This is a genomic window from Ruegeria sp. HKCCD7559 (genome assembly GCF_013110575.1).
Lineage (GTDB): Bacteria > Pseudomonadota > Alphaproteobacteria > Rhodobacterales > Rhodobacteraceae > Ruegeria.
This window is the reverse complement of record NZ_WVQU01000001.1, coordinates 787,380-801,187: the sequence shown is the minus strand read 5'-3', so window position 1 is coordinate 801,187 and position 13,808 is coordinate 787,380. Positions and strand designations below refer to the sequence as shown.

Sequence of the window (13,808 nt, the reverse complement as noted above, 5' to 3'; positions counted from 1 at the left end):
CCGCAAAAATAACCGGCAGGCTCGGGGGAGAAAGACGTGACACGAGAGGGCAGGCATACGCCGTCGCGCAGGAAGACATGCATGCGCGATTTCGGCCCGTTTTCCGGCGCAAAAGGCTTGGCGGGGGCAGTCTTGTGATCCTCGACCGCTATTTCGCCCGCCGCTTTCTTCAGAGCTTTCTGGTCATCGGCGGTATTTTTCTGACCTTAATGATTCTCATCGATCTGATCGAACAGATCCGCCGATTTGACCAAGTCGACCTGTCCTTCGGCCAATTGCTGCACCTGACGCTTCTGAACACACCGGCCGCCATCAGTGAAATGCTGCCCCTGCTGGTCATTCTGTCCACCATTGCCTTGTTCGTCGGGCTGGCACGGACCTCTGAACTCGTGGTGACCCGCGCCACGGGTCGCTCGGGTATCCGCGCACTGGTCGCGCCAGCGGCTCTGGCCCTGATCATCGGTGCGCTTGCTGTGGCATTGCTGAACCCCATCGCGGCGGCCACATCCCAGGAATTCCAACGCCTGTCTGATTCCTATCGCAACAACGGCAGTTCAGCGCTTTCGATCAGCAGCGAAGGCCTTTGGCTGCGTCAGTCGGCGGAAAACGGTCAGGCTGTCATCCACGCCCGGGGCACCTCGAACGGGGATGCTCTTGGCCTGGACGGCGTGACCATCATCACCTTCGCGCGCGACGGCAAACCCACCCAGCAGATCGTCGCCGACAGGGCCGTGCTGGAAGACGAAAACTGGGTCTTGTCCCGGGCCAAGATCTGGAATTTGCAGAATGGGCAGAACCCCGAAACCAGCTCGGTGGAACATGAACGGCTGGAGTTGCCAACCTCGCTGACGCGGCAGCGGATTCTGGACACGCTGGGGCAACAGGATTCAGTGTCGGTTTTTGACCTGCCGCAACTGATCAAGGATCTGCGTGAAGCCGGGTTTTCGACCAAGCAATATGAAGTCTGGTTGCAGGTGCAACTGGCCAGGCCGTTCTTTCTAGTTTCGATGGTGTTGATCGGGGCTGCGTTCACCATGCGTCACGTTCGGTTCGGCGGTACCGGAATTGCCGTTCTGACGGCCGTACTGCTTGGCTTTGCCATCTATTTCGTCCGCAATTTTGCGCAAATCCTCGGGGAAAACGGACAATTGCCCATCTATATCGCGGCCTGGGCGCCGCCCTTCGCCGCCATCCTGCTGTCCCTTGGTCTGCTTCTTCACGCGGAGGACGGCTGATGCGGAACATGATTTCCCTGCTGCTGACCAGCGCAATCGCTTTGTCGGCACCGACGGTTCTGGCGGCGCAAACCACCTCGGCTGAGCCTGACCCGCAAGCTGCGCAGTCACAGGCCGAACCCGCCCTTCTGGTTGCCGACAAGGTCTTTATCACACCCGACAGAAAACTGGTGGCCGAAGGCAATGTCGAAGCCTTTCAGGGCGATACCAAGCTGTCGGCCCAACGTGTCACCTATGACCGGGAAACGGGTGAGCTGACACTGGAGGGGCCCATTCGCATTGATCAGGGGGGGCAGTCGACCCTTCTGGCCGATTCCGGACAGCTGGACAGCGGCATCCAGAACGGTCTGTTGATTGGTGCCCGGATGGTTTTCGATCAGCAGATCCAGATTGCCTCGGTTCAGGCGAAACGGGCCGCGGGTCGCTATACGCAGTTCAGCAAGGTCTCGGCCACTTCCTGCCATGTCTGCACCAACGGTAAGCCACCCCTTTGGCAGATCCGCGCCCGCAAGGTCACCCACGACCAATTGGAGCGGCAATTGTACTTTGAAGGCGCGCAGCTTCGGGTGCTTGATTATCCGGTATTCTATTTCCCCTATCTGCGCTTGCCGGATCCGACATTGGAGCGCGCAACCGGCTTTCTGGTGCCATCGATCCGCAGCACCTCACAACTGGGAACGGGGGTACAGGTTCCCTATTTCTTCAAGCTGGGGGACCACAAGGATCTGACCTTGACGCCGTATCTGTCGGCCAAGACCACGACGCTGGGATATCGGTATCGCCAGGCGTTCGTGAATGGGCGCATTCAGCTTGAAGGGGCCTATACCCGAGATGACGTCCAGCCCGATCAGGATCGCGGTTATCTGTTCGCCGGCGGTTGGTTCAACCTGAAGAATGATTTCCGGCTGACATTCGATCTGCAAACCACCTCGGACGACGCCTATCTGGTTGACTACGGGCTGCCGGATCTGGACCGTTTGCGCAGCGAGATAGCGCTGGAACGGATCAAACGAGACACCGCATTCAAAACAAGCCTGATCCATTACAAAACTCTGCGTGAAAGTGAAAATCAGGACGAAATCCCATCCCGCGTCTTCGACCTGAACTATGAAAAGCGATTCTTTCCGGGCGCGCTTGGCGGCGAGGTTCGGCTGGCTTTTATCGGCCACGCACATGAACGCACCAGCGACGCCGATATCGTTGGCCGTGACATAGCAAGGGCAACTGTTGATGCCGAATGGTTGCGAAGCTGGACATTTGCATCGGGGCTGCGCGCGGACGCGACGCTGGGCGCATCGGTGGATACGTTCAATATACGCCATGACAGCAATTTTCCCAGCAATGTGACCCGCTCGACCCCGCGCGCGGCGTTGACGCTTCGCTATCCGATGACCCGTCGCGAAAAAACCGGCGCGGTTCAGCTTCTGGAACCGATCGCGCAGTTGGGATGGACCCATGTCTCGGACACTGATGCGCCAGATGATGAAAGCACGTTTCAGGAATTCGATCAGGGTAACCTGCTGGCCCTGTCCCGTTTCCCTGCCGAAGATCAGCGCGAAGACGGTGCCACAGGGGTCATCGGCCTGAACTGGGCGCGCTATGGTGCAGACGGACAGCAGGCGCTCGTAACGGTGGGTCAGGTGTTTCGGGCGGATGCCGACCCGAATTTCACCCTGACATCCGGGTTGCAGGGCACCACGTCCGACTTGCTGGTGGCGGGACAAGTCACCACGGCCAACGGTTGGTCGCTTGGCGGGCGCGGTCTGATCGACAGCGATTTCAGTTTCGTCAAAGCTGAATTGCGCGGGGCCTGGGCTTCTGAATTTGCCGGCCTGTCCGGAAGCTATATCTGGCAGGAACCGGATCCGGCGGAAAACATTGCGGAAGAAATTTCGGAAATCTGGCTTCTGGGCCGCTATCAGGTCGACCAGAACTGGCTTACGAATGCCGAGGCACGCTATGATCTGAACCAGTCAGAGCCAATCCGGCTTGGGCTTGGTGTAACCTACCAGAATGAATGTGTTCAGGTTAACATGTCCGTAAGCAGACGCTTTACTTCAACATCCACTATTGAGCCTTCGACAGAATTCGGCTTTACCCTATCGCTGACAGGATACGCCCTTGAAGGCGGTGGTAACACATACAAGAGAAAATGCAGTTGATATCAGGTTTCTCCAGGTTTCTCCGTTCCGGTTGGCACAAACCGGTCACGCCGGCACTGGCCGCCGTTTTCCTCGCTTTATCGGCGCCGCAGGTCAGCGCCCAAAGCCTGTTCTCGCCAGCGATCCGCGTGAATCAGGACATCGTCACCTGGTACGAGCTGGAACAACGCCTGCAATTCCTGAATGTTTTGGGTTTGCCCGGCGGCAATGAGGCTGACGTCAGGGAAGCCCTGATCGAAGAAAAATTGCGCAAGCAGGCCATGCGCGAAGCGGGCGTGCAAGCTGCCCCGGAAGCCGTACAACTGGGGATCGACGAGTTCGCCTCGCGCGGGCAATTGTCCACCGAACAGTTCCTGCAACTTTTGGGTGAGGCAGGCGTCGACCCGGAAACTGTCCGTGATTATGTTGCAGATCAGCTGGCCTGGCGCGACTATATCAGCTCGCGCTACCTGTCGCAGGCCCGTCCGACCGAAGACGAGATTGATCGCGCGCTGGGACAAACCGGTGGCGGCGGCCTTCAGGTCCTGCTGTCCGAGATCATCATCCCGGTGAACCCGCAAACCGTTGCACAGACCGAGTTGCTGGCGGAAGAGATTTCGCGACTTGAAACTATCGAAGCGTTTTCAGCCGCAGCGGCGCAATATTCCGGAGCGGCCACCCGCAACGAAGGCGGACGTCTGGACTGGCTGAATATCTCCAACCTGCCTCCTGCCTTGCAACCGGTTATTCTTGGGCTCCAGAACGGTGAGATCACCGATCCCATCAGCCTGCCAAACGCCGTCGCCCTGTTTCAATTGCGCGGATTGCGCGAGGTGGCGACCGCTGCGCCGGCTATCTCCAAACTTGACTATGCGGCCTATTACCTGCCGGGCGGCCGCAGCGCCGAGGCTCTGGCACAGGCTGCCGCCCTGCGGGAGGAGATCGACACCTGCGACGACTTGTACGGAATCGCCAAGGATCAACCCGTCGAAGTCCTGGACCGTATCGAAGCCAGCCCGTCAGAAGTACCACGCGATTTCGCCGTGGAACTGGCCAAGCTGGATCGCTTCGAAGTGTCAACAAACCTGACCCGCAACAACGGGCAGACGCTGGTGTTCCTGATGCTGTGCAACCGCACCCGCAACCTGGGCGAAAACACCTCGCGGGCGGATGTCGCGAATGCACTGGCGCAACAGCGGCTACAGGCCTTTGCGGCCAGCCTGGTAGAGCAGCTGCGGGCTGACGCCACCATTGTTCAGGAATGACACGCCCGATTGCGCTCAGCTGCGGTGAACCGGCCGGGATCGGCCCTGAAATCGCGGCCAAAGCATGGGCAGAGCTGCGCCAAACCTGCCCGTTTTTCTTTATCGGCGATGCCAGCCACCTGCCTGCTGGCACCCCCGTTGTGAAAATCCAAACCCCTTCGGATGCCGTTGCAGTCTGTGATCAGGCCTTGCCCGTGCTGCAACTGAACTTTCCTGCTGCGAACATGCCCGGTCAGCCAGACCCGGCCAATGCCCCATCGGTGATCGATGCCATCGAAACCGGCGTCGACTTTGTGAAAGAGGGGGCAGCGGCCGCTCTGTGCACCGCGCCCATTCACAAGAAGGCCCTGATCGACGGGGCCGGGTTTACCTATCCCGGCCATACCGAGTTTCTGGCCGCGCTGTCGGGCACCCGGCGGGTTGTCATGATGCTGGCCAGCGACCAGTTGCGGGTTGTCCCGGCGACAATCCACATTCCCCTGGCGCAGGTTCCCGCCGCGCTGACGCCGGACCTGCTGCGCGAGACGATCGAAATCACCACGCGCGGTCTGCGCGACCAGTTCGGCATACAACACCCCCGCATCGCCATAACCGGCCTGAACCCCCATGCCGGCGAAGGCGGTAAAATGGGCCGCGAGGAGCTTGACTGGATCGCCCCAATGCTGGCCGATCTGAACCCGGAAGATGCGACCCTGACGGGCCCGCACCCTGCGGATACACTGTTCCATGCCGCTGCCCGCGCCCGCTATGACGCGGCGATCGCAATGTATCATGATCAGGCCCTGATCCCGATCAAGACACTGGATTTCGACCGGGGTGTGAACGTCACCCTTGGCCTGCCCTTCATCCGCACGTCGCCAGATCACGGCACTGCACTGGATATCGCCGGGAAAGGCATCGCCAATCCAACCAGCCTGATCGAAGCTCTGAAGCTTGCCCAACGCATGGCGCAAGGCTCTTGATCCTTCATCTGGCTGAAAATATCCCCGCCAGAGGCAAAAAACTTCTGGCGCTGCCCCTGCGGCCTGCGTCACGGTAATCGGATCATGAGTGCAATCGACAATCTCCCCCCTCTGCGCGAGGTCATCGCCACACATCAACTCTCGGCGCGCAAATCCCTGGGTCAGAACTTCCTGCTGGATCTCAACCTGACCGCCAAAATCGCCCGTCAGGCTGGCGATCTTGCAGACTGCGACGTACTGGAAATCGGCCCCGGTCCTGGCGGCCTCACCCGAGGGCTCCTGTCCGAAGGCGCACGCAAGGTCGTGGCGGTGGAAAAAGATACCCGCTGCATTGCCGCCCTGAACGATATCGCCGCCGCCTATCCCGGAAGGCTGGAGGTCATCAATGGTGACGCGCTCGAGATCAACCCGCTGGAACATCTGACCCCGCCAATCCGCATCGCAGCCAACCTTCCATACAACGTCGGCACCGAACTGCTTGTGCGCTGGCTGACACCCCCTGAATGGCCCCCCTTCTGGCAGAGCCTGACGCTGATGTTCCAACGCGAAGTGGCCGAACGCATCGTGGCCCAGCCCGGCAGCAAGGCGTATGGCCGCCTCGCCATCCTTGCCCAATGGCGGGCCGAGGCGCGCATCGCCATGTCCCTTCCCCCCGGCGCCTTCACCCCCCCGCCCAAAGTCTCCAGCGCGGTGGTCCACCTGACCGCCCTGCCAGAACCGCGCTATCCTGCTGACGCCGCGACCCTGTCGCGTGTGGTGGCCTCTGCCTTCAATCAACGCCGCAAAATGCTGCGTGCCTCGCTTAAAGGCGTCGCTCCGGATATCGAGGATCGCTTGCAGGCCGCAGGTATCCAACCCACTGAACGGGCCGAGCAGGTTCCGCTTGAAGCGTTCTGTGCCTTGGCGCGCGAAATCCAGAAACCCTGATCACAAAAAAGCCCCGAGGCTTGACCTCGGGGCTTTGCAAATTCTGATGCCAGCTTTACTCAGCCGCTTCCGGTGCGTCGCCATCCGTTTTGGGCGCATCTTCAGCCGCTGGCGCCGGTTTGGGCTTGCGTGCCCGCGGTTTGCGCGCAGGCTTTTCCTTCTTCTCAGTTGCCGGGGCTTCGGCCCCCTTGCTTTCCGGTGTCTCGACCAGACCGCTTTCCGGAGCAGCGTCCGGTGCGGCGAAATCCATTACGTCCGGCTGCGGCGCTTCGGCGGGATCGGCCTGTCGGGCCGCTTCACGTTCCTGGCGCTCTGCGCGCTCACGATCACGCTCGGCCTGGCGTTCGCGGTTCTGGCGTTCCTGCTCTTCGCGGCGCGCTTCAATCTCGCGCTGCGCCTCACTCAGCATGCGCAGATAATGTTCTGCGTGCTGCTGGAAGTTTTCCGCCGCAACGCGGTCGTTTGACAGCTGAGCGTCACGCGCCAGCTGATTGTACTTATCAATGATTTGCTGCGGCGTGCCACGCACCTTGCCTTCAGGGCCCGAGCTGTCAAAAACCCGGTTTACGACGTTACCGCCGGAAGGACGATTGCGGTTGTTCTTGGCCCGCGAGCGGGATTTGGAAGATCTCATCTTTCTTTACGTCAGCCTTATCAATGCGCTGTCGCTCAACCCGTGTTTTGCACTGCTCAGAGGCGTTTGCCGTGACGGGATGTCGACTTTTTTGGGCTTGGCGTCAGGGGTGCGCTGCAACAGCGTCAACCTCGCCGACTAATCCTGAGTAAACATGTCCTGACCGCGCAGACAAGAGGAATCTGGGATTTTCACACGCTTTTTTACTCGGGGCAGCGTTTTTTGGCTTCAGACAACAGTTTCAACCCGGCATCTTCGCGCCGACAACCCGGTCACGCCCGTCCAGATCGGGGATTACGCGAATATCCGCCAAACCCGCCGCATCAAACAAGGCAGACACCAGATTTGCCTGTGTCGGGCCAATTTCCACAAGTATTCGCCCGCCTGGCAGCAGGTAATCCGGGGCCGAGGCCGCAATCTGCCGATACGCGCCCAGCCCGTCCCCTTCATCGGTCAGCGCCATGCGCGGCTCGTGCTCCCGCACTTCGGGCGAAAGATCCTTCATTTCGGTTACGGAAATATACGGTGGGTTGGAAACAATCAGGTCAAACTGGCCTTCAATGTCTTCAAACCAGTTTGACTGCGCAATCTCGGCTCGTCCTTGCACCTTGTGGAGCACGGCATTGGCGCTGGCCTGAAGACAGGCGGCTTCACTCAGGTCGACCCCAAGGCCCGAAGCGCTGGAGCGCTCCGCAAGCAGTGTGACCAGAATACAGCCCGACCCGACCCCGAGGTCCAAAACATGGTCGAAAGGTTCGCTCAGCGCGGCCTCGATCAAGGTTTCAGTCTCGGGGCGTGGATCCAGAACATCGGAACTGACGCGAAACCTGCGCCCATAGAACTCGCGTTCGCCCAGAAGATGAGACACCGGCACCCGAATGGCACGCAAAGAAACCAGCTGGTCATAGCGTTCAGCGATCTCGGGCTGCAACTCTTCCGGGGCAATCAGCGTCACCCGGCTGGCTTCTATCCGTGCGGCATGGGCCAACAACAGGCGCGCATCGCGCGCCGGGTCATCCACGCCCGCGGCCCTCAAACGCGCGGTTGCGGCCACCATGGCCTGCGCTGCTGTTTGCAGCCCCATCATTGCGCCATCTCGGCCAGCAACCGGGCCTGATCATCCGCCGTCAGAGCGTCAATCACTTCGTCCAGATCCCCCTGCATCACCTGATCCAGTTTATAGAGCGTCAGGTTAATCCGGTGATCCGTCATCCGCCCCTGTGGGAAATTGTAGGTGCGAATGCGTTCCGAACGATCCCCTGATCCTACCTGGCTGGCCCGGTCGGCGGAACGTTCGCTGTCGATCCGCTGCCGCTCGAGGTCATAAAGCCGCGTCTTCAGCACCTGCATGGCGATCTCGCGGTTGCGATGCTGGGACTTCTCGGAACTTGTGACCACCAAGCCCGTCGGAATATGCGTGATCCGCACCGCCGAGTCAGTGGTGTTCACGTGCTGCCCGCCCGCGCCGGAACTGCGCATCGTGTCGATACGGATGTCATTGGCGTCTACCTGGATGTCGACATCCTCGGCCTCGGGCAGTACCGCCACCGTCGCCGCCGAGGTGTGGATGCGCCCGCCGCTTTCGGTTTCGGGCACGCGCTGCACACGGTGCACGCCGGATTCGTATTTCAGCCGGGCAAAGACGTTGTCGCCCTTGATATGGGCCACCACCTCTTTGATCCCGCCCAGATCGGAAGCCTGTTCTTCGATGATCTCGAACTGCCACCCGCGGGCCTCGGCATAGCGTTGATACATACGCAACAGATCGCCCGCGAACAAAGCGGCCTCGTCCCCGCCGGTACCCGGGCGAATTTCCAGCATCGCCGGACGCGCATCCGCCGCATCCTTCGGCAGCAGCGCCAGTTGCAGCGCGTGTTCCGCCTCGGGGATGCGCGATTGCAGGTCCGGAATTTCTTCTTCGGCCAACTCCTTCATATCCGGGTCGGCCAGCATCGCCTCGGCCTCAGCCAGGTCTGCCACCAGCTGGCGCCAGGCCATGATCTGATCGACCACGGGCTTGAGGTCGGAATATTCCTTGGCCAAGGCCGCAATATCGCCGCCCGATGCGCCATCCGCCATGGCTGCTTCGAGGTATTGGAAACGCTGGGTGATCTGTTCAAGACGTTCTTCGGGGATCATCCCGGCGGTGTCTATCATCCGGGGGCTTTGGTCAAGGGCCACGTCGTGCTAAGCTTCCTGTCATGAAACGGATTTTGCTTGCCCTTTTGCTGACGTCCACGCCGGTTTTCGCCGATTACATCGGCCCCGACGGCAAGACCCGCGATTGCTATTGCACCGACACGTCCGGGTCCCGCATCGAACTGGGTGAGATGATCTGCCTGCAAGTCGACGGCCGCATGTTCACGGCACAATGCCAGATGTCCCTGAACGTGCCCATGTGGCGCGAGGTGCAGGAAGGGTGTTTATCGTCCGGGTTGCAAAGCGATCCAGTTGATCACTTTGAACAGGATGAGGCGTCCTGAGCGCCGGTAGAACAGTTACATCTGCTCCAACCACCCATCAACCCGTGCCTTGTTCACACCGAAATCCCTGCGACCGAACCGCAAACGGCCATGGATGCGCAGCGTGTCGCCGTCCTGCTGAACAGTGGTATAGTCGGGGAAACCAATCCATATCGTGCGGGTGACATAGGTGATCATGCCCTCATCGACCGAACCTGCCAAAACCGAGGTGCGCGGCGTGGCGCGGGCGATCCGATCGAGGTTCTCCAACCCTCCCGGGCCGGTTGCAACAACGCGCAGAACGCCACCCGGCAAGTCCTGATCAACCTCTGCAACCGGTGCAATATGCCATTGCGCCAGAGCTGACGGGGCCAACCGGACGTAAGCGACCAGCCCAAGCACCAGCGCGATCACTGCCCACAAAACCATCTTTTTCATCCCGCTTTGCCCTCTTGCAGAAACCCTATGCGGATCAGGCGCCGGGGCAAGCCGTTCCGGGCCGGTTTACCGCGACGTCACACCCGGCAGGATACACAGCATCTCGTAGATCAGGTTGGCTGCCGTCAGGGCCGTGTTGCCGGATGGGTCATACGGGGGTGAAACCTCGACCAGATCACACCCCACCACATTCACACCCTGCAACGCGTGGATCAGTTGCAGCGCCTGCGGCGTGGTCAGCCCGGCAATCTCTGGTGTACCCGTGCCCGGTGCAAAGGCCGGGTCCAGGCTGTCGATGTCATAGGTGACATAGACCGGATGATCCCCGATGATCTTGCGGATCTGAGAGCCGATCTGCGTCAGGTTCTGCTGCCACAACTCCCAGGCCGGGAACTGGCGGAAGCCCCAATCCCTGGCTTCGGTGAAATCCGAAGCCGCATAGCCCGATCCGCGAATGCCGATCTGAAAGGTCTTGTCGGGGACAATCAGCCCCTCTTCATAGGCGCGGCGGAAGACGGTTCCGTGGGTCTCTTTCTCGCCGAACATCTCGTCATTCACATCCGCATGGGCATCCACATGCACCAGAGCCACCGGCCCATACTTTGCCGCAATGGCCCGCAGGATCGGCAGGGTGATCGAATGATCACCCCCCATCGCCACCGGGGTCACGTTCTTTGCCAGGATCGCGTCATAGCTTTCCCTGATGATCCTCAGGCTGTCCGCAAGCGAGAAGGTGTTGATCGCCAGATCCCCGATGTCGGCGATTTGCAAGCTGTCGAACGGAGCCGCCGAGGTAGCCATGTTGTAGGGCCTTATCATCGCGCTTTCGCTGCGGATCTGTTTGGGTCCGAACCGGGTGCCCGATCGCCACGAGGTGCCGATATCCATCGGAATCCCCAAAACCGCCACATCCAGCCCCGCCAGCGAGGCTGCCTGGGACAGGCGCATAAACGTATTCGGCCCCGAAAACCGCGCCAGATCATTACCGCTGATGGGTTGGTTGAATTGTGTCATATTCTTTCTCGACAAGCCCCAGAGTATTTTGCTTTACGAACTGTTTCGAAGTTCGCGCAAATTTTCCGAAACATCATCATTAATTGGATAAGAAACACTTAATGACGTCTCAAAATCTGCGTCCGATGAAAAACGGGTGTACGTCGCACCCCAGCGCCTATCATCCCCTCGGGGATGGCTTTCCCATACGAGAAACGCATCCCAAGTGTCCAATCCGTGATTGTTTTCGGGCCTCAGTGCAGGCAATTCTCTTTCGATCACCCCGATGACACCTGTGTCCAGTGCGTGGCGTTCGCTTGCGTTCATCGGTCGCAAGGCATCAGAAACAGAGCACCTTTTATCACTATATCGAAGCATCATTACTGTTTCGGAATCAACCCAAGCCAGCCCGTCAGCCCGCGCGAGGCGCACTAGACGTTTTTCTGGAGCAACGACCTGACCGTCGGCAAATGGTACGCAGTATGTCTCAAACAAAGTCATTGCTGAATGCTCGCGAGCAGTTGGCTGATGCAGGCGATCACGCGCAAAATGCCCGAGCGGCAACCCAAGGAGAACAATGCACGCCCAGATCAGAGCTTTTCGTTTAGTCATGCGAGTTTATTCCACCCCAACAGGCAGACGATCTGCGTCGCCACATGCGCCCCCGCAATCGCCGTCGCGCCGGATGTATCGAACGGCGGAGACACTTCGACCACGTCGCCGCCCTTGATGTTGATCCCCGCGATGTCGCGCAGGATGATCTGCGCCTGAATGGAACTCAAACCACCCCAGACCGGTGTCCCCGTACCCGGTGCAAAGGCCGGGTCCAGACCGTCGATATCAAAGCTTAGGTAGACCGGGCTGTCGCCCAGAATGCCCTTGATCTTCTGCGCCACGGCGGCGGGGCCAGATTCGTAGACCTCGCGCGCGTCGATGATGTTGACGCCCAGCGTGTCCTCGTTGGTGGTGCGGATCCCCACCTGAACCGAACGTTTCGGATCCACGATCCCCGACTTCACCGCCTTGTAGAACATGGTGCCGTGGTCCACCCGGCTCATGTCGTCATCGGCCCAGGTGTCGGTATGGGCGTCGAACTGCAATAGCGACATCGGCCCGTATTTCTCGGCATAGGCCTTGAGGATCGGAAAGCTGATATAGTGGTCGCCCCCCAGCGCGACCGAGGCCACATCCGCCGTCAGAATGGTGCGGATATGGTCGGTCAGCGTGTCGGGAAAGGCGGGAATGTTGGCATAATCATAGGCCATATCGCCGTAGTCGATGATAGCCAGCTCGCTGAGCGCATCGAAGGGCCAGCCATAAGGTGCATCGGGCGATTGCAGCGCGCTGGCCTCGCGGATTGCACGCGGGCCAAGGCGGGTGCCCGGGCGATTGGTCACCGCCTGATCAAACGGCACGCCGGTCACGGCGATGTCGACGCCGGTCAGGTTCTTGGTATACAGCCGCCGCAGAAACGAGGTCGCCCCGCCAAAGGTGTTTTCATAGGACAGGCCTTTGAGATCCGGGTTGGTGAATGCCTCGTCCACCTGGTTTTTTGCGTCTTCCAGTGCCATTTCGCTCCCCCATCAGCCCAACGGCTGCGCCTTTTCCACGATCCGTGCGAAGAACGATGCCCCCACCGGCGCGATATCATCATTGAAGTTGTATTTCGGATGATGCAGCCCGGCACCATCACCCTGCCCAAGGAACAGATAAGCCCCTGGTCGCGACTGAAGCATGTACGAAAAATCCTCGGCCCCCATGTCGCGCCCCATTGTGTCGATCACCCGTTCAGCCCCCGACACTTCGCGCGCGACGGCCGCGGCAAAGGCTGCCTTTTCAGCATCGTTGATCGTCGCCGGGTATCCCACCTGATATTCAAGCCGTGCCTCGACACCGTAAGACGCGGCCTGCCCCTGAACGATCTGCTCCATCCGCTCCATCACCATTTTCTGCACATAAGGATCGAATGTACGAACCGTGCCGTTCAGATAGGCGGTGTCCGGGATCACGTTGTTCACCGTTCCGGCGTGGATCTGAGTGACCGAAACAACCAGGTCTTCCACTGCATAGTGGTTGCGGCTGACGATGGTCTGGATCGCCTGTGCAATGCCGCAGGCCGCCATGACCGGGTCGCGGGTCTGATGCGGCATGGCGCCATGGCCGCCGACGCCTTGGATATGAATATCGAACGTATCGACCGCCGCCATGATCGGCCCCGGCGTTGTATGGAACGTACCTTCCGGGTTTCCCGGATCGTTGTGTATTCCATAGACCTCAGAGATATCGAACCGCTCCATGATGCCTTCTTCGACCATGACACCCGCACCGCCACCTTCTTCCTCGGCCGGTTGAAAGATCAGGGCCACACGGCCGCGGAAATTTCGCGTCTCGGCCAGATACCGCGCCGCGCCCAGCAGCATTGTGGTGTGCCCGTCATGCCCGCAGGCATGCATCTTTCCGGGATTCTTCGATGCATAGTCGACGCCTGTTTCTTCGGTGATCGGCAATGCATCCATATCGGCGCGCAGGCCAATGGTCGGGCCGTCGCCCTGCCCGTTGATGATCGCGACCATCCCGGTTTTTGCGATCCCTTCATGCAATTCATCAACCCCGAATTCACGCAGACGCTCGGCCACAAACGCGGCAGTCTCAAAGCACTCGAACTCCAACTCGGGTATCGTGTGCAGATATTGGCGCCATCTGGTCATATCGGCAGAGAAATCGGCAATTCGGTTGACGACGGGCATCTGG

General features: G+C 59.9%; 14 protein-coding genes. 6 read left to right on the top strand and 8 right to left on the bottom strand.

Translation table 11 applies throughout. From position 1 onward, the window contains the following. Positions 1-134: 134 nt before the first annotated feature. The 5 genes from lptG to rsmA all read left to right on the top strand — a co-directional run bounded on the left by lptG (position 135) and on the right by rsmA (position 6,530). Positions 135-1,235, top strand: coding sequence for an LPS export ABC transporter permease LptG (lptG, locus tag GS605_RS04030; protein ID WP_171723637.1), 1,101 nt, complete (start codon positions 135-137; stop codon positions 1,233-1,235). Then, positions 1,235-3,397 carry an LPS-assembly protein LptD gene (locus GS605_RS04025; RefSeq protein ID WP_171723137.1) on the top strand — a complete coding sequence of 721 codons (2,163 nt, stop codon included), beginning with the start codon at positions 1,235-1,237 and terminating at the stop codon, positions 3,395-3,397. The genes lptG and GS605_RS04025 overlap by 1 nt, the downstream gene beginning before the upstream one ends. After that, a complete protein-coding gene (locus tag GS605_RS04020; protein ID WP_171723136.1) occupies positions 3,388-4,641 on the top strand; it encodes a peptidylprolyl isomerase in 1,254 nt (417 codons plus the stop codon). Before GS605_RS04025 ends, GS605_RS04020 begins: the two co-directional genes overlap by 10 nt. Then, positions 4,638-5,603 carry a 4-hydroxythreonine-4-phosphate dehydrogenase PdxA gene (gene pdxA / locus GS605_RS04015; protein WP_171723135.1) on the top strand — a complete coding sequence of 322 codons (966 nt, stop codon included), beginning with the start codon at positions 4,638-4,640 and terminating at the stop codon, positions 5,601-5,603. The genes GS605_RS04020 and pdxA overlap by 4 nt, the downstream gene beginning before the upstream one ends. An 84-nt stretch (positions 5,604-5,687) precedes the next feature. Continuing rightward, a complete protein-coding gene (gene rsmA, locus GS605_RS04010) occupies positions 5,688-6,530 on the top strand; it encodes a 16S rRNA (adenine(1518)-N(6)/adenine(1519)-N(6))-dimethyltransferase RsmA (RefSeq protein ID WP_171723134.1) in 843 nt (280 codons plus the stop codon). 55 nt (positions 6,531-6,585) lie between these two features. Here rsmA and GS605_RS04005 read toward each other — a convergent pair whose 3' ends face one another. The 3 genes from GS605_RS04005 to prfA form a co-directional block, all read right to left on the bottom strand. Beyond that, positions 6,586-7,164 carry a DUF4167 domain-containing protein gene (locus GS605_RS04005; protein ID WP_171723133.1) on the bottom strand — a complete coding sequence of 193 codons (579 nt, stop codon included), beginning with the start codon at positions 7,162-7,164 and terminating at the stop codon, positions 6,586-6,588. 241 nt (positions 7,165-7,405) lie between these two features. Continuing rightward, positions 7,406-8,251, bottom strand: a complete 846-nt coding sequence (gene prmC, locus GS605_RS04000) for a peptide chain release factor N(5)-glutamine methyltransferase (RefSeq protein WP_171231505.1) — start codon at positions 8,249-8,251, stop codon at positions 7,406-7,408. Continuing rightward, positions 8,248-9,303 (bottom strand): peptide chain release factor 1, encoded by a 1,056-nt coding sequence (gene prfA, locus GS605_RS03995; RefSeq protein ID WP_171633802.1) that lies wholly within the window; start codon positions 9,301-9,303, stop codon positions 8,248-8,250. The genes prmC and prfA overlap by 4 nt, the downstream gene beginning before the upstream one ends. 62 nt (positions 9,304-9,365) lie before the next feature. Here prfA and GS605_RS03990 point away from each other — a divergent pair, with 62 nt between their 5' ends. After that, a complete protein-coding gene (locus tag GS605_RS03990; protein WP_152458207.1) occupies positions 9,366-9,647 on the top strand; it encodes a hypothetical protein in 282 nt (93 codons plus the stop codon). A gap of 15 nt (positions 9,648-9,662) precedes the next feature. On the opposite strand, the gene GS605_RS03985 is transcribed toward GS605_RS03990, so the two are convergent. The 5 genes from GS605_RS03985 to GS605_RS03965 all read right to left on the bottom strand — a co-directional run bounded on the left by GS605_RS03985 (position 9,663) and on the right by GS605_RS03965 (position 13,804). After that, a complete protein-coding gene (locus tag GS605_RS03985; protein ID WP_171723132.1) occupies positions 9,663-10,064 on the bottom strand; it encodes a DUF1499 domain-containing protein in 402 nt (133 codons plus the stop codon). A gap of 66 nt (positions 10,065-10,130) precedes the next feature. Beyond that, positions 10,131-11,078 carry an agmatinase gene (speB, locus tag GS605_RS03980; protein WP_171631958.1) on the bottom strand — a complete coding sequence of 316 codons (948 nt, stop codon included), beginning with the start codon at positions 11,076-11,078 and terminating at the stop codon, positions 10,131-10,133. Between the two features lie 33 nt (positions 11,079-11,111). Continuing rightward, positions 11,112-11,669: a hypothetical protein gene (locus GS605_RS03975; protein ID WP_171723131.1), complete on the bottom strand. Its 558-nt coding sequence runs from the start codon at positions 11,667-11,669 to the stop codon at positions 11,112-11,114. Beyond that, positions 11,666-12,628 carry an agmatinase gene (gene speB / locus GS605_RS03970; protein WP_171723130.1) on the bottom strand — a complete coding sequence of 321 codons (963 nt, stop codon included), beginning with the start codon at positions 12,626-12,628 and terminating at the stop codon, positions 11,666-11,668. The genes GS605_RS03975 and speB (GS605_RS03970) overlap by 4 nt, the downstream gene beginning before the upstream one ends. A gap of 12 nt (positions 12,629-12,640) precedes the next feature. Next, entirely contained in the window at positions 12,641-13,804 is a 1,164-nt protein-coding gene (locus tag GS605_RS03965; protein WP_171723129.1) for a M20 aminoacylase family protein, read from the bottom strand. Positions 13,805-13,808 lie beyond the last annotated feature (4 nt).